Raw genomic sequence first — 25,719 nt, forward strand, 5'->3', positions numbered from 1 at the left:
GGCTTCATGCGGCCTGCGCCCACGTGAGTGGGCGGCGGGGTAGAAAAAACGCCGGGTGAAAAAGAAAGTCGGGATGAATTCAGGAAAAACTGACAATATCGACGGTGAGCCCGCTTTCTGTCAGCTGTTGGCGGGCATCATCGTGCAGACTGCTGTCGGTAATAATGCGGCTAAAACGCGCCACCGGACCGAGCGGATAAGGGTGCACGACGCTGAACTTCGAACTGTCGCTCAGGACAATCGCCTCACAGCCCTTTTCAAGGACCGCATTGACCACATCCGCGCGCATCATATCCCTGCCGGTAAACCCGGTTTCCGGCTGCCAGCCATCGATGCCAATAAATGCTTTGCTGAAGTGGACCTGCTGAATAAACTGCCGCGTGAGCGGGCCGACCATACTTTCGCTGCGCTTCTGGTAGATTCCGCCGAGCAGAATGACCTCCCCAGGCGTCTCTTTAAGCAGATGCGCAATATAGCTGCTGACGGTGATGATGGTAATGTCGCCGCGCTCGGCAAGCGTACGGGCGAGGAGGGCGTTGCAGCTGCCGTTTTCGATAAATACCGTCTCACCGGCGTTGACCAGCTCAGCGGCGCGCGTAGCCAGTTCACGTTTGATCGAGAAATGGGTCATCATACGGGTTTCGACATCTTCGCTATCCAGCGGTACGGCGAAACCATGCGTCCGGCGCAGATAGCTCTGCTTTTCCAGTAAATTCAAATCCTGACGAATCGTCACTTCAGAGACACCGGTCATTTTCGCGAGATCGGCCACGCTCATGCGGCCTTTATCGATGACCATTTGTAAAATACTTTGTTGTCGGGCGTTCATAGCAACATCACAGTTAGGGGGCTATTTTGGCTGACAATCGACATCATTGATCGATTGTGGCGATATGGGCGATCAGATTTCCCAGGGCGCTTTGGGTTGGCCGGGTTTCGCTTCCGGCTCATCGGCAGAAAGCGCCTGAAGTTCCGCTTTGAGGATCTCCAGATTATGAATCGCAGAGTGATAATCGCCGGCAACCAGAATATCCAGCACGGTATCGATACGTTGGGCGAGCAGGCGGGCATTCAGATCAGACATAGCATTATCCTGGTTACAAAAACGAATGAAATCAATGATGCAAAAAACAGATGAAAAAGAGAAGAGAAAAAAACGCACAACGTAAATCATCTGCGATAGATAGTCAGGAAAACGAGGAAAAACGGGACAATATCAGACCACGCGGGAGAAAAATAAGCGGCCCCCGATAACGGGAGCCGCTGAAGACGGCTATCAGGCGAACGGACGCGCGATGACGCTGCGGGTTTCCATCCGGACTTCGGCAATCTTGACGTCGATGACGTCGGTAACTTTGTAGACGGTCTCGCCTTTGATCTGCACGGTACCGTTTTCCTGGCTACAGACCAGCTCATCACGAACGGCGTGCAGGAACGGCGCCGGGATAAAGGCTACGGCGCCGTTATCCACCAGGCGAACGCGCATTCCGCCCCGGCTGATATCGATAATTTCCGCGGCATAGCGCGTATCGGTACCTGCCTGCGGGCTCAGATAACGGGCGTACAGCCAGTCACCAACATCGCGTTCGGCCATGCGGTTCAGGCGACGGCGCTCGGCCATCTGTACGGCAATCTCATCTTGCGGACGCGTTGCCGTTTCACCTTTGATGATCGCTTTCAGCAGACGATGGTTAATCATGTCGCCATATTTACGAATCGGTGAGGTCCAGGTGGCATAGGCTTCAAGGCCAAGGCCGAAGTGCGGACCCGGTTCGGTGCTGATTTCCGCGTAGGACTGGAAGCGACGAATGCGGCTGTCGAGGAAACCCGACGGCTGGGCATCAAGCTCGCGACGCAGTTTGCAGAAACCGTCGAGCGTCAGCACTTCAACCGGATCAACGTGGACATCGTGGGTCTTCAGCAACGTGGCCAGTTGTTCGGTGTTGGCCGGATCAAAGCCGGTATGCACGTTATAGACACCAAAGCCCAGCTTGTCGCGCAGAACGCGGGCCGCGCAGATGTTTGCCGCAATCATTGACTCTTCGACGATGCGGTTGGCGATGCGGCGCGGTTCGGCAACGATATCCAGCACCTCGCCTTTCTCACCCAGCACGAAACGGTAGTCCGGACGGTCCTTGAACACCAGCGCATGGGTTTTACGCCATTCGCTGCGGCGCAGACAGACATCCTGCAGCAGTGTGATCTGCTGAGCGATAGACTCGCTCTCAGGCTGCCAGCTGCCGGTGTTTTCCAGCCAGTCAGAGACGTTGTCGTAGGCCAGTCTGGCTTTTGACTCAATGGTCGCGGCGAAGAATTCGATATCGTCTTCAATCGTGCCGTCAGCCGTCAGGATCATGCGGCAGGCGAGGACCGGACGCACTTCGTTGGCGCGCAGAGAGCACAGGTCGTCAGACAGCTCGCGCGGCAACATCGGGATGTTAAAGCCCGGCAGATAGTTGGTGAAGGCGCGAATTTTTGCCGCTTTGTCCAGTTTGCTACCTTCGGCAATCCAGGCGGTCGGATCGGCAATCGCTACGGTCAAATGCAGCGTGCCGTCGGCGGCGGCTTCGACATACAGCGCATCGTCCATATCTTCGGTGCTGGCGCTGTCGATGGTAACGAAGTCCAGCGCCGTTAAGTCACGACGTTCCAGACCCTCATCCAGCATCTCGGTCGCAACGCCGTCCGGGGCTTCTTTTTCCAGATTGTGGCGAGCCAGGGTAACCCACCACGGAACGAAATGATCGTCGCTGAAGGTAATAAACTGGGTTAATTCGGCATAAAAGCCGCGGTCGCCTTTCAGCGGATGACGGCGCATTTCAGCAACGGCCCAGTCACCCTCTTTAAAATCATGGCTCACGCTACGATCGGCGCGGCAGGGTATGGCGTCTTTCAGCAGCGGATGATCGGGAACGATCGACAGTCGGTCATCTTTCTTATGCACTTTACCGACGAAACGGGTCAGGAAAGGTTCAATCAACTCTTCCGGCTCGGCGCTTTCACGTTCTTTTTCAGTGTGGATCACGGCGCTGATGCGGTCGCCATGCATCACTTTTTTCATTTGCGGCGGCGGAATAAAGTAGCTTTTCTGCGCATCAACTTCGAGGAAGCCAAAACCTTTTTCCGTCCCCTTAACGACCCCTTCAACACGAGGAGTCTGGGAATGCAGTTGCTGTTTAAGCTGCGCTAGCAGCGGGTTGTCCTGAAACATAATTAGGTATTTTCGTGGCTAAAAGAGCGGCTGACATTTTTACGCGATAATGCCTGTTGCAGCAAGCGATGTTTGGCATTTTACGTCTGTTGACGAACCATCCCGAGGGCGATTTTCAGACGATTCACCCAGCCACACACGCCGCTCCACGCCAGAATATCGATAATCTGCGCATGGGAAAGCCCATGTTCAGCGAGGGGCGTTAATTGCGCCGCGCTGAAACGGTCGGGCGCCCGGGTTAAAAGCTGTACCGCCTGCAAGATGATGCGCTCGGTGGGATGGCTTTGTTCCCAGGCTTCTGGCGCGCGCTCATCGTTGCGCAACGCCTCAGTAAGCTGCGGGGAAACTGACCCGGCTTCAGCCCAGGCGTTAAAACAGCTGGCGCTACCGTTGATGCGCGCGGTCATCAGCGCCACCAGCGAAGCAAAAGGCTGATTCACGCTCAACTGGGCGAGTAATTGGTGCTGGGCTTTGAGTATGGTTTCGTGGGCCGCAAGCAGCGGCGCCAGCTCAGACAGGCCTGGATGCGGTAGCCAGTCGGCCAGCAGCGCCTGGCGCTCGTCATTGGCATAGCGGAGATCGGTATCGTTGATGTCAGGTGTCCAGGTCAACTGACCGATCGTAAAATCGTCTGCCGGCGCATCTTCCTGCTGCGGCATGCCGGGCATCCAGCGCACCGGAAAGCCGAGGCTGGCGTGAAACGCGGCAATTGCGCGCGCCTGGAAACCGACAAAGCCCACAATTTGATTAATGAGAATCATATCGCGGCTGGTTAATCCGACCTCATCCAGCTGGCTGCGGGAAAGGGTGTTAATGACCGAAGGCGAACCGGCCAACTGGCGGGCATATTGGGTCATTTGCGCCAGCCGGCGGTTGCTCTCACGTGAAGAGTCCGGTCCCGGCAGCGGCGCCAGTCGGGCGGCATAGTGATTACACAGCCGCTGCACGCCATACACCTGAGCGACGGTCAGCGCCGTGCTCAGACGGTCATAAGCGCTAACGGTTTGTAGGCGATTGACGACGACGGAGGCAGGGAAGAGCGCATCGGCCAGACATCGCGCTGGGGCCAGCCAGCCCGCATGCGCGCGCAGCCACTCTTCCGGTAACGTCAGATCGAGTAAAAAGCGATCTTCGACATGGGCGGCTTCAGGGACGAGCGGCAGCACATCCACCGGGCAGATTGTTGACTGGGTTTCATGATACCAGTGGTTTTTGCCATAAACGCGGCGTTGCTCCATGGGCGTTCCTTGATCGGTATGTGGCGAGCCGCACTTCCGTGGGCCATATATGCATAACTATCCTGGCGTAACCCTGAAGCGGGAGAAAATATTGATACGTGCTAACAAATAGCTGTTTGGAATAACAGGGGTGAATGTAGGTCTCTGGAATGCAGGGAATGCAGGGAAGAGCGGGATGCCGCGATGGCAATCCCTCCTCACGGGGTGAGGAGGGAACGGAACTTATTTCAGTTCCAGCTCGTTCATTGCCGCGATGCTGAAACCGCCATCGACGTGAACGACTTCACCGGAGATACCGGCAGACAGGTCGGAGCACAGGAAGGCTGCGCTGTTACCCACGTCTTCGATAGTCACGGTACGGCGAATCGGGGTAACCGCTTCGCAATGCGCCAGCATTTTACGGAAATCTTTAATGCCGGAAGCTGCCAGCGTACGGATTGGACCCGCAGAGATGGCGTTGACGCGCACGCCTTCCGGACCCATCGCGTTCGCCATGTAGCGCACGTTCGCTTCCAGAGAGGCTTTTGCCAGACCCATAACGTTGTAGTTAGGAATCGCACGCTCTGCGCCCAGGTAGGAGAGCGTCAGCAGGGCGGAACCCGGGTTCAGCATACCGCGGCAGGCTTTCGCCATCGCCACAAAGCTGTAGGCGCTGATATCGTGAGCGATTTTGAAACCTTCGCGGGTGACCGCGTTGACGTAGTCGCCGTCCAGCTGATCAGCCGGCGCGAAGCCGATTGAGTGAACAAAGCCGTCAAATTTCGGCCAGACTTTAGTCAGTTCAGCGAACAGAGAGTCGATGCTCTCATCTTCAGCCACGTCGCACGGCAGTACGATGTCAGAACCCAGTGCCGCTGCAAATTCTTCCACACGACCTTTCAGTTTTTCGTTCTGATAGGTGAACGCCAGTTCAGCCCCTTCACGGTGCATTGCTTGCGCAATACCGTAGGCGATGGACAGTTTGCTGGCAACGCCAGTGACCAGAATGCGCTTACCGGAAAGAAAACCCATAGCTTTAATCCTTATCGTTATTGCTTATTTTTACTTTAACAATCATGGGGTTAAGGTTGTTATTTCAAAATAACTCAAATTTAGCCGAGAATTATATCCCACTGACGACCCCTTGTGTCACGATATTTTCGTGCCTTAACGCGTAATGACGGCCGGACACACTCCAGTATATCACCGGATATCAGGCTCGTTTTACGCCTCTTGCCCGGCGTTGAGTCGGCTAACGACGGGTTATGCCGGCCAGCAGAAGCCGGGCATCAGGCGAGAGCGGAATCAGGGCGCCGGGCGACTGACTCTGCCACCAGAGCCCTGAGCGCGCGTCATAGCGTTCGCCGGCAAGTTGCCAGCATCCCTGAAGTACCCAGGCAATGCCTTCGCTGCCGGGATGCTGTTCGCCGGAGACTACGCTGACCTGCGCCGCCGCGCGGGTACGTTGCGTCATAATGTTAAAATCCAGCCCCGGCGCGGCAATGCCTTCGCTGCCCAGCGCCCATTCGCCGGAAAATGCCCACGGCTCCCAGCGTCTCAGATGATGATGAATCCCGTCGCCGCGCAGCCAGAGCGGCTGCCCTTCAATTAAGGTAATGACCCGGTCAATACCGCTGAACCGGGAAAACGGTCCGTCGTTCTCCAGCGTGGCCACGCTGGCTCGCCAAAGAAACGGGGCATCGGAGTCAGGCGAGGGCACGCTGACAATTTCACGCGTTTCGCCGCCGCCGTTTTTCCACGGAGTCCTCGGCAGGGAAGAGAAGTTAAAGGGAGTTATCATCGCAGTTTCACCATCGCCTTGTCGCTTTGTGTAAAGTTTTGGCTACACATGATTTTCAATTCGATCACAAATTATTTACAGTGCAGCTCACAAATCCATCATCAGGAGGGTGTGCTGATTTGTCAATGCTTGTATATACATGCTCTGTCATCTGAAATTTACGTCCGGCTGGCACCGCCAGAGCGGCATGACTTAAATGAAATCAGGAGAATTATCATGAAGCAGAGCATCACTTTTCGCCAGGTCTGTCTGACAACCCTGTTTTCAGGACTCTTGCTCTGCGGCAGTGCGGCCAATGCCAAAGAGTGGAAGTCCATCACCATCGCAACGGAAGGGGGTTATGAACCCTGGAACCTGACGCTGCCGGGCGGCAAGCTCAGCGGCTTCGAACCGGAACTGATGGCCAATCTCTGCCAGCGCATGGGCATGGAGTGCAAGCTGGTCGTGCAAAACTGGGACGGAATGATCGCCGGACTCAACGCCGGAAAATACGATGTGATTATGGATGCCATCGTCATTACGCCGGAAAGAAAACAGGTGGTCTCCTTCACGATCCCCTACGCCGCAACACCGGCGTCATTTATCGCGGTAAAAGGCACGTTGCTGCCGCCGGCGAGCGGGTCCAACCACACCATCAAGCTTAACGATGATGAAAAAGAGATTCAGGCGGCGATTGCGCCATTAAAAGCGGCCCTGAAAGGGAAAACGATCGGTATCGCTTCCGGCACCGTGTATACCCCGTTCATCGACAAATACTTCAAAGATGTGGCCGATATTCGGGAATACAGCAATTCAGCGGACGCTATTTTGGATCTCCAGGCCGAACGTATTGATGCCGTCTTCGACGATATTACCTTCGCCAACACCACGCTTGCGCGTCCGGAAAACAGCAACCTTAACTTCAGCGGCCCGCAGCTGAGTGGCCCCATCTGGGGCGAGGGCGAAGCGATGGGCGTTCGTCACGCCGATGCCGATTTAAAAGCGAAGCTGGATACCGCGATTCAGGCCGCGCTGGCGGACGGAACGGTGAAAAAGCTGAGCGAAAAATGGTTTAAAAGCGATGTCACGCCATAAGTGAGGTTGAAGATGCTTAGTCTGCTGAGTTTTGGTGAGAACGGTTGGGGCACGCTCATCCTGAGCGCGACGCTGACCACGCTGCTGCTGTCTCTCGCCGCGTTAGCGGTCGGCGCGGTGGTCGGCGGCATGATTGCCGCAGCAAAGCTGTCGCCACACGCCCCCGTGCGTTGGTTCGGCTCCGCCTATTCGGTTGTCTTCCGCGGCATTCCTGAACTGCTGGTCATTTACCTGTTCTATTTTGGTGGTTCTGGACTGGTTTCGGCGATTGGTCAGCTGTTTGGCGCCGATGGCTTTATTGAGGTGCCGCCGTTTCTGATTGGCTCGCTGGCTATCGGCTTAATTTCCGCCTCTTATCAGGCTGAAGTTTACCGCGCGGCGCGCCTGGCGCTGATGCCCGGTGAAGTCGAGGCGGCGTCGGCAATCGGCATGCCGCGCTGGCGGATTTTTCAGCGCATCATGCTACCGCAGATTGCCCGCTATTCGCTGCCTGGGCTGTCAAATGTCTGGCAGATGAGCCTCAAAGATTCGGCGCTGGTCTCGGTGACGGGGATTGCGGAGTTAATGCGCGCCAGCCAGATTGCCGCCGGCTCCACCCGCGAATACTTCCTGTTCTATGTGATTGGCGGCGGCTGCTACCTGATACTCACCCTGGTGTCCAACCGGGCGTTTATTCGGGCGGAACTTCGCCTGAATCGCGCCTGGCTGCGTCGCGCCGCGACTCAGGCTTAAGGAGAGTTTATGTTTATCGACGTTGCCTTTCTCAGCGATACGTTCCTGAAGCTCTGCGCCGCGCTGCCGGTTACGCTGGGGCTGTTTATCTGTTCTTTTCTCTGCGGCGGTGTACTGGCGGTGGGGGTTCTGGCGCTGCGCATGAGCCGCTGGCCGCTACTCAGCAGTTTTGCTAAAGGCTATATTCTGCTGTTTCGCGGTTCGCCGCTGCTGATCCAGCTGTTTCTTATCTATTACGGACTGGGACAGTTTGGCGTGATTCGCCACAGTTTTCTGTGGCCGCTGCTGCGCGAGCCGTTTATCTGCGCGGTGCTGGCGCTGGCGCTGTGCACCGCCGCCTACACCGCTGAAATCCTGCGCGGCGCGCTGCTGGCGGTGCCCTCTGGTCAGATTGAAGCCGGACAGGCCTGCGGGATGTCCCGTTTTCTGCTGCTGCGACGCATCATCGCCCCGGTGATGCTGCGCTATGCGCTGCCGGCCTATTCGACCGAGGCGATTTTGCTGGTGAAATCCACCGCGCTGGCCAGTCTGGTGACGGTGTGGGATGTGACCGGCGTGGCGCAGCAAATTATCCAGAGAACCTACCGGACGATGGAGGTCTTTCTTTGCGCCGCGGTTATCTATTTGCTGCTCAACTTTATCATCGTGCAGCTTTATGCGTTGCTTGAGCGTCGTCTGACGCCGCATACCCGGCAAACCCCTGCCACCGTAGCACTCAAACCGGCCACCAAAGGAGAATAGTATGCACGATCCCCGTCCCGTGACGCTGTCCGTCAGCGATATCCATAAATCCTTTGGCTCACTTGATGTGCTGAAGGGGATTTCTATCCAGGCGCAAAAAGGCGATGTGATCTCGATTCTGGGCGCCAGCGGTTCAGGTAAAAGTACGCTTTTGCGCTGCATCAACCTGCTGGAAACACCCGATGCGGGCGTGGTCAGCGTGGGGGGTGAAACCATTGAGATGAAGCACCATGCGCGCGGCCACCGGTTAGCGGCCAACCCTAAGCAGATAGAACGTCTGCGTTCGCGGCTGGGGATGGTGTTTCAAAGCTTTAACCTGTGGTCGCATATGACGGTGCTGCAAAACGTGATTGAAGGGCCGCATTATGTCCTGAAACGCAGCAAGCAGGAGTGTATTGAACAGGCGGAACAGCTGCTTGACCGTGTCGGCATGCTGAACCGCAAGGATTTTTACCCGGCCCAGCTTTCTGGCGGTCAGCAACAGCGCGTAGCGATAGCCCGGGCGCTGGCGATGGATCCGGAGGTCATGCTCTTTGATGAGCCGACTTCGGCGTTAGATCCGGAACTGGTGGGGGAGGTATTGAAAGTGATGCGTAGCCTGGCGGAAGAGGGGCGCACGATGCTGGTGGTCACGCATGAGCTGGGGTTTGCCCGTCATGTCTCCAACCGCGTGGTGTTTATGCATCAAGGCACCATTGACTGCGACGGTCCGCCGGAGGCGCTTTTCGGCGCGCATGGGTCGCCGCGTTTTCAACAGTTTATCTCCAGCCATCATCAACCAGGACAATCCGTATGAATCAACAGGTGCTGTGGGGCGACGCCCCGTTATGCTGGCAGGATGTCGTGCAGGTCGCCAGAGGCCAGGCGCAACTGGCGCTCAGCGCCGGCGCCTGGGAGCGCATCGCACAGGGGCGGGCGATTGTTCAGCATATTATCGACGCGGGGCAGATAGCCTACGGGATTAATACCGGCCTCGGGGCCTTGTGCAATATCACTCTGCCCGAAGAGCAGCTGAGCCAGCTATCGCGCAATACGCTGCTGAGCCACGCCTGCGGCGTCGGTCCTCTGCTGGACGACGCGCAGACGCGGGCCATTATGTGCGCCGCCGTCGCCAACTACAGCCATGGCAAATCCGGGATTTCCTGCGCCATCGTGCACCAGCTGCTCGCCTTTCTGAATCAGCAAATCACGCCGCAGGTGCCCTCGCAAGGTTCGGTGGGCTATCTGACGCATATGGCGCATATCGGTCTGGCGCTGATGGGGATCGGCGAGGTGAGCTGGCAGGGGCGGGTGGTACCGGCTGCCGACGCGTTGGCACAGGCGGGGCTTGCCCCCATTTCGCCAGGGGCGAAAGAGGGATTAAGCCTGGTCAACGGGACGCCGTGTATGACCGGGATGGCCTGTCTGGCCCTCGACGATGCCAGCCAACTGCTGGACTGGGCCGATGTCACCGGCGCAATGAGTTTTGAAGCTCTGCGTGGACAAATCGTGGCGTTTGACGCCGAGATCCTGGCATTGAAGGCCAGTCCTGGAATGCAGCAGAGCGGAGCCCGATTACGTCAACTGCTGGCCGACAGCCCGCTGTTGAGCGCCAGCCAGGGGATACGCACCCAGGATGCGCTCAGTCTGCGTTCTATGCCGCAGGTGCACGGCGCCTGCCGCGATCAGTTCGCTCATGCCGAGCGGCAAATTAACACCGAGCTGAACGCCTGCACGGATAATCCCTTGATTCTCGGCACCCTCGAGAACTGGCGAGTGGTGTCGCAGGCGCATCCGCATGGGGAATCAGTCGCCATGGCCTGTGATGTGCTGGCGATTGCGATGGCCGAACTGGGCGCTATCGCCGAGCGGCGTCTGGATCGTCTGGTTAACCCGCTAATCAGCGGCCTGCCGGCATTCCTGGTGGCCAAACCCGGGGTGAACTCCGGCATGATGATCGCCCAGTACGTAGCGGCCTCGCTTTGTGCGGAGAACAAGCAGCTGGCGCAGCCGGCGGTGCTCGATAATTTTGTGACCTCGGCGCTGCAGGAAGATCACCTGAGCCTGGGAACCGGCGCTTCGCTCAAGCTACAGCGCCTGCTGGCCAACCTGTATCAAATTATGGCGATCGAGTATCTGCTGGCCGCTCAAGGGCTGGAGTTTCATGCTCAGGACATGCTGGCAGCCGGCACGCGTCACGCGTTGGCGCTGCTGCGACAGAGCGTGGCGACATGGGAAGACGATCGCTGGCTGGCGCCAGAAATAGGCAAAGCGGTCGCGACCATCAAGCGCCACCGGGCAGACAGGCTGGCATAGCGGCTGAACGGTCAATAACAGCAGAATATAAAAATAAAATACATCAATAACAATAAGCTATAGCGGGGGAACGATGTCTTCTTTTTCACCAGCCGACCGCCAGTCAGCCCATCGCGAGCAGGGGATAACGGAATCGCGGTCGATCGATTATATTCCCGATCATGAACGCCATGGACATCCCTTTAGCCAGTTTACGCTGTGGTTTGGCGGTAATCTGCAGATTACCGCCATCGTCACCGGAGCGCTGGCGGTGGTGCTGGGAGGCGATGTTGTCTGGTCGCTGATTGGGCTGTTGGTGGGGCAGGTGCTCGGCGCGGCGGTGATGTCGCTGCATGCGCTGCAGGGGCCGCGCCTGGGGTTGCCGCAGATGATCATCAGCCGGGCGCAGTTTGGCGTGTTTGGCGCCGTGGTGCCGCTGGTACTGGTGTGCGTGATGTATGTCGGCTTTTCGGCCAGCGGTACCGTGCTGGCCGGTCAGGCGCTGGCAAGGTTGCTGTCGATCTCTGACGTGGCCGGTATGCTGCTGTTCAGCACGATCATTATTGTGATTGCCGTGCTGGGCTATCGCGTCATTCATAAGCTGGGCAAAGTGGCGAGCGTGGTCGGGGTGCTGGCGTTTGTCTATCTGTTTGTGACGCTGCTGCTGTCTGCCAATCTGCCGGCGATCGCGCAGAATAACCATTTCTCACTGCCGATGTTTTTACTGGCCGTGTCGTTATCGTCGTCGTGGCAGATTGCATTCTGCCCCTACGTTTCGGATTACTCTCGCTATCTGCCGCGTAATGTCTCGGGCGCGAAAACGTTTTTGTGCGTCTTTAGCGGGACGGTGCTGGGCACGCAGGCATCGATGACGCTAGGCGTTCTGACAGCGGCCATCGCCGGCAGCGCGTTTTCCGGTCATGAAGTGAGCTTTATCGTCGGGTTAGGCAAAAGCCAGCTGATGGCGATGGTGATCTACTTTGCGATCTGCTTTGGCAAAATCACCTTCACCACCCTGAATGCCTACGGCAGCTTTATGTCGCTGAGCACCATCGTTTCCGGATTTCGTCGTCAGGCTGCGCTGTCGAAGAGGGCGCGCATTCTCTTCGTGGTGCTGATGGTGGCCATCTCATGCGTGATTGCGTTGTTGAGCGAGCCCGCGTTCTTAAAGAACTTCACCCATTTCCTGCTCTTCCTGCTGGCGTTTTTTGTCCCGTGGAGCGCGATCGGTCTGACCGACCACTATCTGATCTCCGCGGGCGCCGTGGATATTCCCGCGCTGTCCGATCCGCAACAGCGTTACGGATACTGGAATCTCTACGCGATCGCGGTCTATATCGTCGGCGTGCTTATCCAGCTGCCGTTTATTGAGAACCCGCTGTATCACGGCTCGCTGACGTGGCTGTTTGCCGGCAACGATGTCTCCTGGATTATCGGCTGGTTCGGGACCGGGGTTCTTTACTACGCGCTGCGTCGTTTTGATCGTCGCGTGCTGCCGACGCAGAGCGTGTTCCCGGACTAGAGCCGACTGAGCCGCTGCCGGCGCCGATGATTATTTACCGTCTTTGCGCCAGGCATCGGCGGTCAGCGCCTCGCCAAAGTGGCCGGCAATCAGGCGTCGGGTGAGGTCGTGCAGCGGTGACGCCAGCACATCGGCGGTGCTGCCGCGCTCGACGACCTCGCCCTGATGCATCACCAGGACCTGATCGCTGATATGCTTCATCATCCCCAGATGCTGGGTCACGTAGATATACGAAATCCCCTGTTTCTCCTGTAGCTCCAGCATCAGGTTGATCAGCTGCGAACGCATCGACATGTCCAGCGACGCCAGCGCTTCATCACAGACGATCACTTTCGGACGCAGAATCAGCGCGCGCGCGAGGCCCAGACGCTGCTTCTGGCCGGGAGCCAGCATATGCGGATAGTAGCTCACGTGGTCCGGCAGCAGGCCGACCATTCGCAGCGTCTCAATAATCTGCTTCTCCCGCGCCTCCGGTTCGAGGTCGGTATTCAGGCGCAGCGGGAAGTCGAGGATTTGCGAAATACGCTGCCGCGGGTTCAGCGAGGTCGAAGGGTCCTGAAAGATCATGCGGATACGCTGACTGCGGAAAGAGTAGTCGCCAAACGTCAGCGGATGATCGTCAATCAACAGCTCGCCGGATGTTGGCTCGATCATGCCCGCCAGCATTTTCGCCAGCGTCGATTTTCCTGAGCCGTTCTCGCCGATAATCGCCAGCGTCTGGCGCTCGCGCAGCGTAAAACTGAGCGGTTTCACCGCTTCCACCATCTGACGACGAAACCAGCCGGTACGGTAGCGAAAGGTCTTACTCAGATTACGGACTTCGAGCAATGTTTCGACCATTTCACTCTTTCTCCATGTTTAGCGGGAAATGACAGGCGTACAGATGCGTTCTGGCTCCGGTCAGGCGCGGCGTTTCAATGCATTCACGCTGCGCGTAGGGGCAGCGCGGCCCGAGACGACAGCCGATCGGCAGCTGCTCGAGCAGGGGGATGGCTCCCGGCAGCGTATTCAGGCGGCTTTTATGCGGAAGCGCGCTGCCAAAATCCGGGATCGCGCGGATCAATGCCTGGGTATACGGATGATGAGGCGTTGTCACCAGCTCTTCGCTGGGCGCCGTTTCTACCGTTTGTCCGCAGTACATCACATTGATTTTATCCGCCCACTTGCTGAGCATCTGCATATCGTGGCTGATCAGCAAAATGGTGGTGTTATTGTTCTGGTTCAGACGCGTAAGCAGGCGGATAATTTGCGCCTGGGTCGTCGGCTCCATGGCGTTGGTCGGCTCATCGGCGATCAGCAGACGCGGCTGGTTGGCGAGGGCGATGGCAATCATCACCTTCTGACACTCCCCGTCGGTTAATTCGTAGGGGAAACTGCGCATGGCGTCTTTGTGATCTTTAATCCCGACGCGGTGCAGCAGTTCGATGGCCCGGCGTTTTCGCCAGCCGATGCGCTGCCACCAGCGGCCTTTAAAGGTCCAGCCGGGGATATTCTGCATTAACTGCAGGCCGATACGCTCCGACGGATCGAGACAGGACTGCGGCTCCTGAAAAATCATCGACACGTTGTGGCCAATCAGCTTGCGGCGTTCGCGGCTGGAAAGGCGTAAGAGATCGATATCATCGAAACGCATACGGTCGGCGGTCACCCGCCAGTTGTCTTTGGTGACGCCGCAGATCGCTTTGGCAATCAAGCTTTTACCGGATCCGGATTCGCCCACCAGGCCGCGAATCTCACCTTCCGCAAGGGTCAGGCTGACGCGGTCGACGGCTTTGACCCAGCCCTCGTTGGTTTTGAACTCAATGGTCAGGTTGCGAATATCAAGTAACGGCATTATTCCACCCCGGCGATAATGGCGCGGCGGATCCCGTCGCCCAGCAGGTTGACCAACAGGACGCTAATCATAATCGCCGCGCCGGGCAGCATCACCGTCCATGGCGCGACATAAATCAGCTCCAGCGCGTCGCCCAGCATCGCGCCCCATTCCGGGGAAGGAAGCTGGGCGCCGAGGTCGAGAAAGCCCAGGGCAGCGATATCGAGAATCGCCATCGATAATGCGCGGGTGATCTCCGTGACCAGCCCGGAGGCGATATTCGGCAGCACCGCAAACCAGAGAATATTTAAGGTCGATGCGCCGTCGAGACGGGCGGCAATGACGTACTCTTTTTCCAGCTCATCATGCACCATGCTGTAGACCGAGCGTACGATGCGCGGCAGCAGCGCCAGCCAGACGGCGAACATCGCGTGGCTCAGATGCGGCCCGGCGAAAGCCACGACAATAATGGCCAGCAGCAGCGACGGAATCGACAGCAGGGTATCGAGGATATGGTTCAACATCGCCGACAGCAGGCCATGGGTTGAGCCGGCAACGACGCCGAGCACCAGGCCGAACAGCGTCGCCGCGAAGGTGACGACAAAAGCGCCGCCGACGGTCGGCGCCGCACCGCTCAGCAGACGGCTCAACACATCGCGACCGAGATCGTCGGTCCCGAGAAAGAACGAGACTTCGCCATAGCGCGACCATGACGGCGGCAACAGCTGGTAGCCAAGAAACTGCTGATCGATACCATAAGGGGCAAACCAGCCGCCGAAGACGCACAGCAGCACCAGACCGGCGCAGCCGTACAGGCCGATCATCGCAGTCGTGTCGCCGTAGAATTTTCGCCAGACGGTACGCAGCGCCCCAGGCGGACGCTTTTCCAGATACACGCTATCGTAGGGCATATGAATCCGTTTTATATTCGTTAATCATACTTTACGTCTTTTTAATGTTTCCGCTTACCGAGCGGCTTTGCCGCTCATCCCCGCTTTAAATCTGTTTAATCCTGATAACCTTGATGGTTCTCAATTTACAGAAAATGTGTACACTCATGTTGTATATCTTCTTCGGAATGTACACATGCTTACTGACACCAAGTTAAGAAAGGCCCTTGGCAAGAAAAGAGACAAAATTGATGTCATTTCAGATGCTCACGGACTGAATGTAAGGTTATCTATAACCGGCAGTATAACATTCTTTTATCGCTACAGATGGAACGGCAAGGCCGTACAACTGACGATTGGCGATTATCCGAGCGTATCATTATCTCATGCAAGGGAGCGTAGGCAGCAGTTCAGATCCTGGCTGGTGGAAGGTTTGGACCCAAGAAGCCAGACCGTGCTGGAAAAGCAGAAAAGAATCGATGCGATAACAGTCAAAGAAGCGTTCGATTACTGGGAGAAGTATTACTGTATTCCCGAGGGGATAGTCAAAATCAAGGTGAATCGCCGGGACTTTAACAATCACATTAATCCCGTTCTGGGAAATATGATCGTTGACCAGACAACAAAGGCGCACTGGCTGAGTCTTTTTGATGGCATGGGTAGACGGGTTGTTACTGGGCAAATGTTGGGGTTGATGCAGCGAACGTTCCGTTTCTGCTCTAACCGAGGGGTGATTAGCAATAACCCTATAGAAACCCTGAGGCGCTCCGATGTCGGACTAACCGCCGCGGTCAAAGATCGCAAATTAAGTGATGAAGAAATCAAAACGCTCTGGAATGCTCTTCCTGAGATGAAGGACAGGCAACAGCTGATCATGAAGTTTCTTATTTTGACCGGCTGCAGAAGCACTGAAATAAGAACAGCAAAGTGGGAGTGGTTTGATTTCCACGATCGGACATGGACTATCCCGGGAAGCGATTATAAAACCGGGAAATCGGTTAGAAGAGCTTTGCCCGAGACGGTGGTTAAAATGATGGAGTCCTACAAAGAAACATCCGTTTCGACTCATGTCGTTACAGTGTCACGATGTAAAGGGCCGGAGGATGACAGGCCGCCACTTCAGCCAAATGTGGCTTTGTTCTCAGTTCAGATAATTGCCAAAACCGGTATGAAAACATGGTCACTCCATGACCTTAGAAGAACTATCGCGACGCGCCTTTCAGAATTAGGCGCGCCACCACATGTTATTGAAAAATTGCTTGGACATCATATGTCCGGAGTCATGGCACGCTATAACCTGCATGATTATCTGGATGATCAGCGGCATTGGTTAGCTGTTTGGCAGAGCCATCTTGAAACCCTGATTGGTCAGCCTCTGGTTTGATGCCAACGTTTTCCTCCCACGCGAGTAGGTCCGAAAGCCTCCACCTTTTCGGGCTGCCATCTATCCTTGGCTTCGGGAAAGGCCGATAAAAAAAGATGGCATCCGGGAAGGAGTGCTCCAGAAATACAACGTGCTGCGAGAAATTTTGTATCTGGACAAAACGTCGCTAGTTATCAAAATCTCATCTGGCGCTTGCGAAGTGTTATTCATGTTTTCTCTCTTAGTTGCATTGTCCTGGAAGATGCCGCAGCCTGCGAGCACAGTTCATGGCCGTCGCCACGTAGCTGCATTTCCGGTTCACGACTTCAACGGTGATTTTTGAGCCCTCAACGATGACCGTATAAGTCCGTTTCGCCTTCTGGCGTCCGTAGGCGCCGTATAACAGCACATGCTGAAGAGTCGGCCTTTCAGGCGGAAGAGAGCCCGATCCAGACGAAAGAATTTGTCCTAAGCATCCCGGCGCTGATTAAACCCCAGGGCGAATTAAACGTACCGACCCTGGCGCAAGTCGCGCAGGAAATTCGTAAGGCAAAAACGAAGTTAAACCGCCTTGAAAAGCTGCGTGGCACGATCCGTGAGCTGGGTAAGCACAAAAAAATCATTCAGCAGATCCAGGGGCAATAGCATGAATAACGAGAACGAATTAACAGCACTGGCACTGATTATCGAGAAGTGCCGGGAGATTGTCGGGTGCCCAGCTGGCGTGGACCTGCAGGACTGGGTGACGCAGCTGGCTGCAGAGAATGTGGCGCTGAAGCAGGCTGCCGAATTTGCTACCGCATCTGATATGTGGATTGAGCAGGCCGACGGGATGCTGGATTACCGGTACCACGAATGGTACGTCGATGTGCAGAAAACTGCGATGGAAACCCCCGCCACCGATCGCATCGTAGCCGAGGCAGAGGCGCGCGGGCTTGAGAAAGCGCGAGAAATTGCCCGTGCTTGCCACGATAACATCTGCCCCGGAGGCCTAGCTGAAAATCGGCAGTACGAAGAAGCGATGGTACAACCGCATCTGGATGGTATTTCCGATGAGCTGGACTTCGAAATTGAGCAGTTGCGCGAGGGGGCCAAATGACCGAGCAAACTATTCTCGACATGTGCTGCGGCTCCCGGATGTTCTGGTTCAACAAACGAGATACTCGTGCGGTATTCGCTGACATTAGAGCTGAGGAGCACAAGCTGTGCGACGGCCGCCGTCTGGTTATCAGCCCTGACCTCGTTGCCGACTTCCGTGCGCTGCGGTTCGCTGATGCCTCATTTCCGGTTGTTGTGTTTGACCCGCCACATCTTGAGCGCGTCGGGCAGACCGCGTGGATGGGTAAAAAGTACGGGCGCCTGAACAAAAAAACATGGCGTGCCGACATTCGCGCAGGATTCAAAGAGGCGTTTCGCGTGCTGCGGCCACACGGCGTACTCATCTTCTTCAAATGGAACGAAACCCAGATACCGGTTAGCCAGATTCTGGCGCTGACAGATGAGAAGCCGGCCATCTGGCAACGCACAGGGAAAGCGGACAAAACGCACTGGGTAATTTTCGTGAAGGGGGCTGCAGCATGACTGATATCACCGAACTGGCGCCAGCTATGAAAGCGGCGGCAGAGAAATATCGCTTAACCCTCGAGGCATATCGTAATAACCCGAGAGATTACGACACTGTAGCAGCCAGGGATGAGGCGACCAGCGAATTTATGGAACTGGTCGATAGTGACGAGCTCAATATCATTTCGGGTCTGGTAGAGGCGCTGGAGTCTCAAGGAACTGAAATTGAATCGATGCGCAATCGTATAGAAGAGCAGGCAAAGTCGCTGGAGGTGAGTGAAGAGCGGCGAGTTAGGTGGTTTCAAATAGCCCAAGAGCTCGGTGAAAAATTGGACTGTGCAGAGGAGCGCATCGCCGAGCTGGAGTCCCGCACCGTGAAGCTGCCACCTCTCAAGGTGGAGGCTGAATGATGGCTGAAAAATCACATTTGGAGCGTTTGCTGCAAATTAACGCAGACAATCAGCGCATGGTCACAGTCAGTGTCGGAGTTCTCAAGGCAGCCCGAAGTGAAATACAGGCTCACGTAAAAGAGAACGGCAAGGGCATCATGACAGATATGGTCCTCAACTCCCTGAATGCGATTATCGAAGGAGCCAACCAATGACCAGCAAATCAACCATAACCAGAGAACGCATGTCCGGAATTGCTCTCGGCGAGCATTGTTACACCCATGATGACGTCATTGAGCTGGCCCGCGCGCAGCTGGCCGCAATGGACAGCGAGACTCAGGAGCCAATTAGTTTTGACGAGTGGTCACGCAAATGCGCTTTGCAAATCACGCTTTGTTACCCTGATTTTCGAGAGAAGGCTCAGTACATCTGGGATTCGGCTCGAGCAACCATGCTCTAGGCTGGCAACTGTCGGGAAAATTCGAGTTCGTCAACCAACAATTGTCGGGAAATCGCGGAAACGTCAACCAATCGCTCACGCGAGCATTTCATCTCCCTATGCAATGAGTTCTGGAACTGGTCAGAAATGGACCTGGTATGCGCTGATGACCGGGGTTATGAGCTGAGAATGGAGTGGGACGGCAAGGTATTTAATCATACAGTAGCGCAGGCATTGTGGCGGATGTACCAAGCTGCGCCTGGCAACTCTCCGGTAATTCCAGAGGGGTAAGTGTTGGTGCCGAAGGAGGTATCACCCGAGCAGTTAAGGGACTTTCAACTCAAAACTAAAATTGGTGCTTATATAACCGCTAATTGGTCTGATGCTTATGATTCCCTGCGTGAGTTGTGGGATGAGGTAATTGTACATCATCATTAAAATCAAGGTGATAGATAAAAAATACTTTTCTTATCAAAATACAGGGAGGTATTTATCCTTATATGCTTCGATTATAGTTAAAGAGGTTTATGTGAGGAGCGTAGGAATGGCGAATACTAATGATCATGGGTTGTCGAGAACGATTCCTGAAGCTGTCAAAAGAGAAGTCAGGCAGAGATGTGGTTTCGGTTGCGTAATATGTGGCGTAGGCTTTTATGATTATGAGCATTTTGCTCCTGATTTTGTCGATGCCACAGATCATAATCCTGATGGAATGACTTTATTGTGCCCTAGATGCAACCAAAATCGCGCACGGGGAAGGTTGTCTCGAGAGACTGTAGCCCTGGCTAACCAAAATCCAGTTTGTATTATGAATGGGCACGCTAATGAAATGTTTGACTTCCATAGTGATCCGATTGAAGTCGTATTTGCGGGGGTCACTTTTTATGATTGTGCTCATTTGATTATGGTTAATGGACGTTCTTTACTATCTGTTCGTCCACCTCAAGAAGTTAGTTCACCAATGCTGCTTTCAGGGGTATTTTGTGACTCCATTGGAAGAGATGCCCTCGTTATTAAAGATAATGAATGGTCTGTCAATACTGGAAATTGGGATGTTGAGTGTATTGGTCCTAGGATAACAATACGTAGTGGGCCAGGTAACATAGTCCTTGTTTTAAAATTAAATCCTCCGCGTGGTATTATTGTGGAGCGACTGGACATGTTGTTTGAGGGGGTTAGATTCAGAGGGAATGATCAAACTCTTGAAATATGCATGGATGGTATTCATTGGCAGAGATGGTTCGGTTGTAGTATGAGTAATTGTCAGGTAGGTATTTATATCGAAACCCGCCCTAAAGCCGCTAATGATCCTTGTTAGGATGCTGCCTAAACCCCCGAAGAACGCAAAGCAATCCCACAGTGATTTAACGCAAACCAAGCAATAGTGGGCCATGCTAATGTGTGGCCCAAAATCATAAAAGAGTGAGGTTGCATCGTGTTTGAAGTTTATTCGATGATAGCGAAACAGATTGGCCGGGTTGCTGATGATTTAATGGATAACAGTCTGGAGTACGAGTGGGCAAGGTATTCGTTAATTGTTATAAATGAAGGTGTCGATGATGAAGAGCTCAGTTCTCTGATAAAAACGTTTGCATCTGATTTTGAGCTCAGAGGAGATAGGTTAGCTTTGAAACTATACGACATATCCTCAAATTTTTATGCAAAGGCCAAAAATTCACTATGAGCAAGTGGAGCATTGCAGACAAATCAAAAGACGAATAGGACAAGGTTAACGTTGACCTGGCCGCGTCCGGCGTTGCGTACAAAGAACGCATGAACATGCCTGTGGTTGCGGAGTAAGTGGCAAGAGAACAACCCGAGCATCTTCGCGAGTATTTTTGGGAAAGGTTGAATTTTTACCGACTGCAGAGCGAACAACTCCCGCGTGCTTCTGACCCGCGTTACATCGAGATGGCAGAGCAAAACCAAAAAAATTAATCCCGATAAATCAACCCGCTACGGCGGGTTTTTATTTATGATGCTAATCAAAAATTAACGTTTTGTGCTGTCAAGGCGTTGATAAAAGCCAAACGTCGATGTACTGTATGTATGTACAGTGTTTTATTTCTGCAATCGACAAGGAAAAACGTAAATGGCTGATCAAAAAAGTAATGCCCAGGTCTCAAACGGAGTTAACGAGGATATATCAGAAATGAAGGCCCTGACCACGCTGCGTCAACGTGTCGTGAGTGACGGGGAGGTTGTTTCAAAATCAGCGAACGGATTCAGGCTTGCAAACGGCAGAACAGGTGTCATTTTGCGCAATGACGGCACTGATTTTTACGCCCTCACAACACCTGATGGGCAGGCACAAGATGGGCAATGGAATACTCTTCGTCCATTGTCCTTTAACCTCAAAACTGGTCGGGTATCACTTCGTAACGGAGTGGATGTCTCCGGTGGCGCTTTCATTTCCCATAATGCCGGTATCACCGCACAGGCCACCGGCCCTGACTCGCTTATCAACGGTCAGACCTACCGGGCACCGGATATCCATACAGATTTTACCACCGGCAAAATCACCACGAAGATGCTGATGGGCTCCAGAATTGTAACCGGTCAGGAGGACTACGGGATAATTTCCTACCAGGACATGAGGGGAAACTGGAACGAACTTCAGCTGAAACCGAATGCCGAGCTGACGGTCGGTCAGCTGACAAAACGCAATACTGACGGATGGATTAAAGCCGCCGGTGTTTACAACACGAACAGCAATAAGGACCGGAAAACCAACGGCATCTGGTTTCAGGGCATCAGCGATTTATCCGCAGATTTTTATCATTATGAACGCATCGGCCAGCACCACTTTCTGGGGCTGCATGTGGCCAACGGCGGGGCACAGGGCTGGTATGAATTCCGTAACGACGGACATGCCTATACCAACGGGGCCTGGAGCAGCAGCTCCGATGTCCGCATGAAAACAGATATCGAAAAAATCGGCAATGCGCTGAACAAACTCGACAGCATCGGCGGTTACACCTACCTCAAACAGGGTGTGCCGGAAGCCGGGGTGATTGCGCAGGAAGTTGAGACCGTACTACCTCAATCAGTAACTCAGACCTCCCTGACACTCAATGACGGCAGTGTTCTTGACGATGCCCGTGCGGTTAACATCAACGGTGTAGTGGCCTTGTTAGTTGAGGCACTTAAGGAAGAGCGTGAGTTGAGACTTCAATTAGAAGATAAAGTAACTGCGCTGGAGAATTTTATTTCCACAAATCAAAGTATTTCTGGGAAATAATAAAAATGACAACTAACCTAAATGGGCCAGGAGATATCGCTGGCGAAGCTGTTGGCGGTACGGGCGATAACCTTAACGAAAGACCTGATAATTCAACTCCCGGCGGTGGAGCAAATGGTACCGGTGGAGGAAATAGCGGAGGTTCATCAACCGAAAATACGGCAGCTCAGAGACAGATTGAAGCGGTAGTGAATGATCCGGCGGTAAAAAATAAACTGGCTGAAATAATTAAAGGGGCAAAGGCAATAAATCCAGGTGTCCACCTCTCTATCTTTGAATTGACAGCGAGTGGTACCTTAAAGATTGAACTTGACGGCTTATCGGCGGATCAGGCAGCAGGACTGGGCCTGAAAAACATAATAACTCTGCATGGTAATGATGGGGTGATGTATACGGGAGGAAGTATTGAAACCGGACATGTGCTGGGTAAAACCCCCCCGGTAAGTGGAGGGACTGGCGGAAGTACCAACAACGGAACCATTGTTGCAGAAAATAAAGTGTCGCCGAATGTGTATCTGTCCACGTTGCAGGGCGAAATTCCAGCCGGATTTTGGCTGGATCACGACAAGGTGATGACTCGTGTCAGTCTTCCTTATACCATCAATGGCGGGGGAAAAGGTGATGACCGTACCGTGTACAAGGATACAGATGTTGAGGTCCCTTCGTTAACGGAGGCATATCGTAAAAGTAAGGAGATTCAGGCTGATGTTGCTGAGGCCGCCCGCCAGGCTGAGGCCGCCAGAAAAGCAGAAGAGGCCAGGAAGGTCGAGGAGGCTCGTCAGGCCCTATTTAAGAAAGTTGGTATTTTACCAACACCCACATATACCCCTGAAAAGGCCGCAGCGGGGAGTGCTGCACTAGCCAAAGCTGGGGCAATGGTCCTAAACCGTGCTCCTGCTGCTCTGCAGCTAACATCGGCTTCTGGCGGCGTCATGACTACCGCGAGCGATCTCGCGGGATGGATGGCTAGTGCTTTGTGGCGAGGGGCTGTCGCGGTAGCGGATATTGCTGTGGTTAGTCCGGTTGGAGCGATGGTTGGAGCATTTGTTGCTGGATTTACACCACTTCCCGTGGGGATGGGTAGTGATCGAGTTCCGGGGCGGGATATTGAAATGCTGGCGGTGCAGGCCAAATTGATGGCGGCGGGGAAGGTTAGCATTGAACCGGGTATGACCAGCGTTAATCTTCCTGTACGTAGCTTCATTACCACTGATGATGATGGACGTCAGTCAGTACGTATGGTCAAAACCGGTGTAGGTGGAATATCAGCAACTGTTCCGGTGCTAAATGCAGTCCGTGATGAAGCGACTGGACTTGACCGTATTACCATACCGGCAGTAGCAGGAGCTCCTTCTCGCACAATTCTGATTAACCCTGTGCCTAGTGGTCCAACAGTACCGGCTAATACTGGCAACACGGGGCCGGTACCAAAGACCCCAGCACATACGGGTACCGATATCAGACAAGCTGACAGTATTGTCACTACGACATACCCAGTAGAAGATCAGCGGGAGATACAGGATTTTATCTACTGGCAGCCCGATGCGACCGGGACGGGAGTGGAACCGATTTATGTGATGCTGAGTGACCCCCTGGACTTAGGCAAATTTACGCGTAGGCAGCTCCAGAAGAAGTACAAACACGCCATTGATTTTGGTATCAGCGATACGAAGATAAACAGTGAAACGTTGACTAAATTCAGGGATGCTATTGAAGCGCACCTGGCTGATAAAGATACTGTCGAAAAGGGCACGTACCGAAGAGATAAGGGGGCAAAAGTTTACTTTAATCCCAAAACAATGCGTGCGGTGATTATTAGAGCTAACGGTGACTTTTTATCTGGGTGGAAAATTGACCCGACAGAAGAGAATTGTAAAATATATCTTGATACGGGGGTTCTATGAGTAAAATAAAACTAATTGAGTTGGGGAGGGATTTTTTAAATAAAAAAATCACTGCGGATGACTTTGTCAGTAATATAGTTTTGGCAAGAAGGGAGTTATATGGGGTTGAAGAGCCAAATAAAGATATAAATCATTGTGGAGGAGAGTTGTTTATTATTGCAGATTGCTATAATCCTGAATCAGACAGGGAAAGCTATGAACTGGATGAAGCTGGATTGAGGAATGAGGTCAGAGCCACCCTCGAAAAATTTAAGCTTCTTTGATTGAGTTGCAACTCCCCCCTTGACTCCGGTCAAGGGGGGGGGGGGGCACTACTTTAACGCTTCGCCGGGCAGGGGCTAATGGGCTCAGTGTTTCTGGTGGTATAGATGGCGACAAAGAAACCATAGAAGAGTTCCTGCAGGAATCGTGGGAAAGTGCTGACGATTGGTTTTACTGATTAGCTCTTACTGGTAGTGGGCATCTCCCAAAGTATCGCATACGCGTTTCCCTTTGAGGTTGCTACCAGACTTATATTTTGCGTCTGAATGTCGCTCAGGGGGATAGTGTGAGTGATAGTATTGAAGTTCCTGATGATCATGTCTGGTACGATGTTGTCAGGAGATCGGATGGTGCCATTATTTGTAGCTTCCCGGCCGAAGGAAGGCATCTTATTTACAGGGCTAATGGCATAATTTCAATGCGTCCATTATTGCCCGATGAAGAAATTTTTACTCTAAACGGATTTATGAAGTTTGCTGAACGACTCGGCTACCGAGTTTTGCCGCCTTCTGATAATATGAAATCAACGGCCTGAACAACCGTTAACCTACTGCGCCACGGAGAGAAACCATGGCGCAACAATTACACTTAATAAAACAGTCCCAAGGCATCCTGATCCCTGCCACGCAGGAGACCAGCGATTTCCTGCAAACAAAATGCAGGCTCGGCGCCGTCCTGGAAGCTGACTATAAGCTTGTCCGCAATCCGGCATTTCATCGTCGCTACTTTGTTTTACTCAATCTCGGATTTGATTACTGGGAACCTACCGGCGGGGCGATATCGTCTATCGGAGCTGCAGGCGCGGGGTATCAATTTTAAAAGCCTCACAGACTCGATCGACACTTCAACACCTGCTGGCCGCTTCTTTTTTCACGTAATGAGCGCCCTTGCGGAGATGGAACGAGAATTGATAGTGGAGCGAACACGCGCTGGATTAGCTGCCGCGCGCGAACAGGGGCGCATCGGTGGTCGACGGAGAGTAATGACTGAAGAGGTAGTGGAACGTTGCCGCCGGATGCTGGAGAACGGCGCAACCCGTCAACAGGTGGCCGACGTGATCGGGGTAGGAGTGAAGACCATTTACAAGTATTTCCCTGCGGGATAAGGATGCTCACCTGCGAACCGTATGCAAGAGCTCGCAGGTGAGCAAGTACTATAGTGGCAGACCATAGTCAGGAAATATTATCCTCGCGCTGCTGGCAAAACCATCAATCAGTTCAGGGCAGAAATCACTTTAGGACTTACCTGACTCAATACATCAATATATTACGGCAGCGGCGAAAA

The 25,719-nt window shown here is 54.0% G+C and carries 28 protein-coding genes and 5 pseudogenes; 23 read left to right on the forward strand and 10 right to left on the reverse strand.

The window, feature by feature from the left end; all coding sequences use genetic code 11:
- Window positions 1-79 precede the first annotated feature (79 nt).
- The 6 genes from yciT to BV390_RS22810 form a co-directional block, all read right to left on the reverse strand.
- The gene (gene yciT, locus BV390_RS22785; protein ID WP_032688102.1) at window positions 80-829 is read right to left on the reverse strand and encodes a DNA-binding transcriptional regulator YciT; all 750 of its coding nucleotides are present in this window, start codon (window positions 827-829) and stop codon (window positions 80-82) included.
- A gap of 72 nt (window positions 830-901) precedes the next feature.
- A complete protein-coding gene (locus BV390_RS22790) occupies window positions 902-1,084 on the reverse strand; it encodes a YciZ family protein (protein ID WP_004861074.1) in 183 nt (60 codons plus the stop codon).
- Between the two features lie 192 nt (window positions 1,085-1,276).
- Window positions 1,277-3,211 (reverse strand): exoribonuclease II, encoded by a 1,935-nt coding sequence (locus tag BV390_RS22795; protein ID WP_047664755.1) that lies wholly within the window; start codon window positions 3,209-3,211, stop codon window positions 1,277-1,279.
- 80 nt (window positions 3,212-3,291) lie between these two features.
- The gene (locus tag BV390_RS22800) at window positions 3,292-4,449 is read right to left on the reverse strand and encodes a carboxymuconolactone decarboxylase family protein (RefSeq protein WP_085397386.1); all 1,158 of its coding nucleotides are present in this window, start codon (window positions 4,447-4,449) and stop codon (window positions 3,292-3,294) included.
- A 222-nt stretch (window positions 4,450-4,671) separates the two neighbouring features.
- Window positions 4,672-5,460, reverse strand: a complete 789-nt coding sequence (fabI, locus tag BV390_RS22805) for an enoyl-ACP reductase FabI (protein WP_004861084.1) — start codon at window positions 5,458-5,460, stop codon at window positions 4,672-4,674.
- A gap of 220 nt (window positions 5,461-5,680) precedes the next feature.
- A complete protein-coding gene (locus BV390_RS22810) occupies window positions 5,681-6,229 on the reverse strand; it encodes a HutD/Ves family protein (RefSeq protein ID WP_032688100.1) in 549 nt (182 codons plus the stop codon).
- Between the two features lie 216 nt (window positions 6,230-6,445).
- Here BV390_RS22810 and BV390_RS22815 point away from each other — a divergent pair, with 216 nt between their 5' ends.
- The 6 genes from BV390_RS22815 (at window position 6,446) to BV390_RS22840 (ending at window position 12,572) form a co-directional block, all read left to right on the forward strand.
- Complete coding sequence (locus BV390_RS22815; protein ID WP_085397387.1) at window positions 6,446-7,303, forward strand: transporter substrate-binding domain-containing protein; 858 nt, start codon at window positions 6,446-6,448, stop codon at window positions 7,301-7,303.
- A gap of 12 nt (window positions 7,304-7,315) precedes the next feature.
- Window positions 7,316-8,035 (forward strand): ABC transporter permease, encoded by a 720-nt coding sequence (locus BV390_RS22820; RefSeq protein ID WP_085397388.1) that lies wholly within the window; start codon window positions 7,316-7,318, stop codon window positions 8,033-8,035.
- Window positions 8,036-8,044: 9 nt separating this feature from the next.
- Window positions 8,045-8,776, forward strand: coding sequence for an ABC transporter permease (locus BV390_RS22825; protein WP_032688096.1), 732 nt, complete (start codon window positions 8,045-8,047; stop codon window positions 8,774-8,776).
- A gap of 1 nt (window position 8,777) precedes the next feature.
- On the forward strand, window positions 8,778-9,572 hold the full coding sequence (locus BV390_RS22830) for an ABC transporter ATP-binding protein (protein WP_032688094.1): 795 nt from the start codon (window positions 8,778-8,780) through the stop codon (window positions 9,570-9,572).
- Window positions 9,569-11,071, forward strand: a complete 1,503-nt coding sequence (locus BV390_RS22835; protein ID WP_064793111.1) for an HAL/PAL/TAL family ammonia-lyase — start codon at window positions 9,569-9,571, stop codon at window positions 11,069-11,071. The genes BV390_RS22830 and BV390_RS22835 overlap by 4 nt, the downstream gene beginning before the upstream one ends.
- 124 nt (window positions 11,072-11,195) lie before the next feature.
- Window positions 11,196-12,572 carry a purine-cytosine permease family protein gene (locus BV390_RS22840; protein ID WP_168185427.1) on the forward strand — a complete coding sequence of 459 codons (1,377 nt, stop codon included), beginning with the start codon at window positions 11,196-11,198 and terminating at the stop codon, window positions 12,570-12,572.
- A gap of 30 nt (window positions 12,573-12,602) precedes the next feature.
- On the opposite strand, the gene sapF is transcribed toward BV390_RS22840, so the two are convergent.
- Genes sapF through sapC form a run of 3 tightly spaced genes read right to left on the reverse strand, consistent with a single transcriptional unit; the run spans window position 12,603 to window position 15,296 of the window.
- Entirely contained in the window at window positions 12,603-13,412 is an 810-nt protein-coding gene (gene sapF / locus BV390_RS22845) for a peptide ABC transporter ATP-binding protein SapF (protein WP_032688092.1), read from the reverse strand.
- Between the two features lies 1 nt (window position 13,413).
- Complete coding sequence (sapD, locus tag BV390_RS22850) at window positions 13,414-14,406, reverse strand: putrescine export ABC transporter ATP-binding protein SapD (RefSeq protein WP_004861115.1); 993 nt, start codon at window positions 14,404-14,406, stop codon at window positions 13,414-13,416.
- Window positions 14,406-15,296 (reverse strand): putrescine export ABC transporter permease SapC, encoded by an 891-nt coding sequence (gene sapC, locus BV390_RS22855; RefSeq protein ID WP_004861118.1) that lies wholly within the window; start codon window positions 15,294-15,296, stop codon window positions 14,406-14,408. Before sapC ends, sapD begins: the two co-directional genes overlap by 1 nt.
- A 175-nt stretch (window positions 15,297-15,471) precedes the next feature.
- Between sapC and BV390_RS22860 the strand changes: the two genes are divergently transcribed.
- A complete protein-coding gene (locus BV390_RS22860) occupies window positions 15,472-16,659 on the forward strand; it encodes a tyrosine-type recombinase/integrase (RefSeq protein ID WP_085397390.1) in 1,188 nt (395 codons plus the stop codon).
- 220 nt (window positions 16,660-16,879) lie between these two features.
- On the opposite strand, the pseudogene BV390_RS22870 reads toward BV390_RS22860, so the two are convergent.
- Window positions 16,880-17,053 (reverse strand): annotated as a pseudogene (locus BV390_RS22870) (DUF4060 family protein); the annotation flags it as partial.
- A gap of 59 nt (window positions 17,054-17,112) precedes the next feature.
- Between BV390_RS22870 and BV390_RS31970 the strand changes: the two are divergent.
- The 16 genes and pseudogenes from BV390_RS31970 to BV390_RS22945 all read left to right on the forward strand — a co-directional run.
- Window positions 17,113-17,283: a hypothetical protein gene (locus BV390_RS31970; protein ID WP_369804354.1), complete on the forward strand. Its 171-nt coding sequence runs from the start codon at window positions 17,113-17,115 to the stop codon at window positions 17,281-17,283.
- Between the two features lies 1 nt (window position 17,284).
- Window positions 17,285-17,737 (forward strand): hypothetical protein, encoded by a 453-nt coding sequence (locus BV390_RS22875; protein WP_085397392.1) that lies wholly within the window; start codon window positions 17,285-17,287, stop codon window positions 17,735-17,737.
- Complete coding sequence (locus BV390_RS22880; RefSeq protein WP_085397393.1) at window positions 17,734-18,219, forward strand: class I SAM-dependent methyltransferase; 486 nt, start codon at window positions 17,734-17,736, stop codon at window positions 18,217-18,219. The genes BV390_RS22875 and BV390_RS22880 overlap by 4 nt, the downstream gene beginning before the upstream one ends.
- Window positions 18,216-18,611 carry a hypothetical protein gene (locus tag BV390_RS22885; protein ID WP_085397394.1) on the forward strand — a complete coding sequence of 132 codons (396 nt, stop codon included), beginning with the start codon at window positions 18,216-18,218 and terminating at the stop codon, window positions 18,609-18,611. The genes BV390_RS22880 and BV390_RS22885 overlap by 4 nt, the downstream gene beginning before the upstream one ends.
- Complete coding sequence (locus BV390_RS22890) at window positions 18,608-18,805, forward strand: hypothetical protein (RefSeq protein WP_085397395.1); 198 nt, start codon at window positions 18,608-18,610, stop codon at window positions 18,803-18,805. The genes BV390_RS22885 and BV390_RS22890 overlap by 4 nt, the downstream gene beginning before the upstream one ends.
- Entirely contained in the window at window positions 18,802-19,050 is a 249-nt protein-coding gene (locus tag BV390_RS22895; RefSeq protein ID WP_085397396.1) for a hypothetical protein, read from the forward strand. Before BV390_RS22890 ends, BV390_RS22895 begins: the two co-directional genes overlap by 4 nt.
- A gap of 400 nt (window positions 19,051-19,450) precedes the next feature.
- Window positions 19,451-20,347 (forward strand): transcription initiation factor IIE subunit alpha family protein, encoded by an 897-nt coding sequence (locus tag BV390_RS22900; protein ID WP_227517246.1) that lies wholly within the window; start codon window positions 19,451-19,453, stop codon window positions 20,345-20,347.
- Window positions 20,348-20,464: 117 nt separating this feature from the next.
- Window positions 20,465-20,713: a hypothetical protein gene (locus tag BV390_RS22905; RefSeq protein ID WP_085397398.1), complete on the forward strand. Its 249-nt coding sequence runs from the start codon at window positions 20,465-20,467 to the stop codon at window positions 20,711-20,713.
- A pseudogene (locus BV390_RS22910) lies at window positions 20,710-20,967 on the forward strand (DNA polymerase III subunit theta). Before BV390_RS22905 ends, BV390_RS22910 begins: the two are co-directional and overlap by 4 nt.
- Window positions 20,968-21,121: 154 nt before the next feature.
- Window positions 21,122-22,270: a tail fiber domain-containing protein gene (locus BV390_RS22915; protein WP_085397399.1), complete on the forward strand. Its 1,149-nt coding sequence runs from the start codon at window positions 21,122-21,124 to the stop codon at window positions 22,268-22,270.
- A 5-nt stretch (window positions 22,271-22,275) separates the two neighbouring features.
- On the forward strand, window positions 22,276-24,174 hold the full coding sequence (locus BV390_RS22920) for an S-type pyocin domain-containing protein (protein WP_139156009.1): 1,899 nt from the start codon (window positions 22,276-22,278) through the stop codon (window positions 24,172-24,174).
- Window positions 24,171-24,437 carry a colicin immunity domain-containing protein gene (locus BV390_RS22925; protein ID WP_085397400.1) on the forward strand — a complete coding sequence of 89 codons (267 nt, stop codon included), beginning with the start codon at window positions 24,171-24,173 and terminating at the stop codon, window positions 24,435-24,437. The genes BV390_RS22920 and BV390_RS22925 overlap by 4 nt, the downstream gene beginning before the upstream one ends.
- 53 nt (window positions 24,438-24,490) lie before the next feature.
- Window positions 24,491-24,613, forward strand: a pseudogene (locus BV390_RS22930) (DinI-like family protein); the annotation flags it as partial.
- Window positions 24,614-24,721: 108 nt separating this feature from the next.
- Window positions 24,722-24,970: a hypothetical protein gene (locus BV390_RS22935; protein WP_085397401.1), complete on the forward strand. Its 249-nt coding sequence runs from the start codon at window positions 24,722-24,724 to the stop codon at window positions 24,968-24,970.
- Window positions 24,971-25,005: 35 nt separating this feature from the next.
- Window positions 25,006-25,221, forward strand: a pseudogene (locus BV390_RS22940) (DUF1367 family protein); the annotation flags it as partial.
- Window positions 25,172-25,540, forward strand: a pseudogene (locus tag BV390_RS22945) (recombinase family protein); the annotation flags it as partial. The pseudogenes BV390_RS22940 and BV390_RS22945, both read left to right, overlap by 50 nt.
- Window positions 25,541-25,719 lie beyond the last annotated feature (179 nt).

The organism is Klebsiella sp. YJ (assembly GCF_002108615.1).
GTDB lineage: Bacteria > Pseudomonadota > Gammaproteobacteria > Enterobacterales > Enterobacteriaceae > Klebsiella > Klebsiella planticola.

Coding starts and splice junctions, on each gene's coding strand:
- yciT (WP_032688102.1), bottom strand. CDS start 829: ATGAACGCCCGACAACAAAGTATTTTACAAATGGTCATCGATAAAGGC.
- BV390_RS22790 (WP_004861074.1), bottom strand. CDS start 1,084: ATGTCTGATCTGAATGCCCGCCTGCTCGCCCAACGTATCGATACCGTG.
- BV390_RS22795 (WP_047664755.1), bottom strand. CDS start 3,211: ATGTTTCAGGACAACCCGCTGCTAGCGCAGCTTAAACAGCAACTGCAT.
- BV390_RS22800 (WP_085397386.1), bottom strand. CDS start 4,449: ATGGAGCAACGCCGCGTTTATGGCAAAAACCACTGGTATCATGAAACC.
- fabI (WP_004861084.1), bottom strand. CDS start 5,460: ATGGGTTTTCTTTCCGGTAAGCGCATTCTGGTCACTGGCGTTGCCAGC.
- BV390_RS22810 (WP_032688100.1), bottom strand. CDS start 6,229: ATGATAACTCCCTTTAACTTCTCTTCCCTGCCGAGGACTCCGTGGAAA.
- BV390_RS22815 (WP_085397387.1), top strand. CDS start 6,446: ATGAAGCAGAGCATCACTTTTCGCCAGGTCTGTCTGACAACCCTGTTT.
- BV390_RS22820 (WP_085397388.1), top strand. CDS start 7,316: ATGCTTAGTCTGCTGAGTTTTGGTGAGAACGGTTGGGGCACGCTCATC.
- BV390_RS22825 (WP_032688096.1), top strand. CDS start 8,045: ATGTTTATCGACGTTGCCTTTCTCAGCGATACGTTCCTGAAGCTCTGC.
- BV390_RS22830 (WP_032688094.1), top strand. CDS start 8,778: ATGCACGATCCCCGTCCCGTGACGCTGTCCGTCAGCGATATCCATAAA.
- BV390_RS22835 (WP_064793111.1), top strand. CDS start 9,569: ATGAATCAACAGGTGCTGTGGGGCGACGCCCCGTTATGCTGGCAGGAT.
- sapF (WP_032688092.1), bottom strand. CDS start 13,412: ATGGTCGAAACATTGCTCGAAGTCCGTAATCTGAGTAAGACCTTTCGC.
- sapD (WP_004861115.1), bottom strand. CDS start 14,406: ATGCCGTTACTTGATATTCGCAACCTGACCATTGAGTTCAAAACCAAC.
- sapC (WP_004861118.1), bottom strand. CDS start 15,296: ATGCCCTACGATAGCGTGTATCTGGAAAAGCGTCCGCCTGGGGCGCTG.
- BV390_RS22860 (WP_085397390.1), top strand. CDS start 15,472: ATGCTTACTGACACCAAGTTAAGAAAGGCCCTTGGCAAGAAAAGAGAC.
- BV390_RS22875 (WP_085397392.1), top strand. CDS start 17,285: ATGAATAACGAGAACGAATTAACAGCACTGGCACTGATTATCGAGAAG.
- BV390_RS22880 (WP_085397393.1), top strand. CDS start 17,734: ATGACCGAGCAAACTATTCTCGACATGTGCTGCGGCTCCCGGATGTTC.
- BV390_RS22885 (WP_085397394.1), top strand. CDS start 18,216: ATGACTGATATCACCGAACTGGCGCCAGCTATGAAAGCGGCGGCAGAG.
- BV390_RS22890 (WP_085397395.1), top strand. CDS start 18,608: ATGATGGCTGAAAAATCACATTTGGAGCGTTTGCTGCAAATTAACGCA.
- BV390_RS22895 (WP_085397396.1), top strand. CDS start 18,802: ATGACCAGCAAATCAACCATAACCAGAGAACGCATGTCCGGAATTGCT.
- BV390_RS22915 (WP_085397399.1), top strand. CDS start 21,122: ATGGCTGATCAAAAAAGTAATGCCCAGGTCTCAAACGGAGTTAACGAG.
- BV390_RS22920 (WP_139156009.1), top strand. CDS start 22,276: ATGACAACTAACCTAAATGGGCCAGGAGATATCGCTGGCGAAGCTGTT.
- BV390_RS22925 (WP_085397400.1), top strand. CDS start 24,171: ATGAGTAAAATAAAACTAATTGAGTTGGGGAGGGATTTTTTAAATAAA.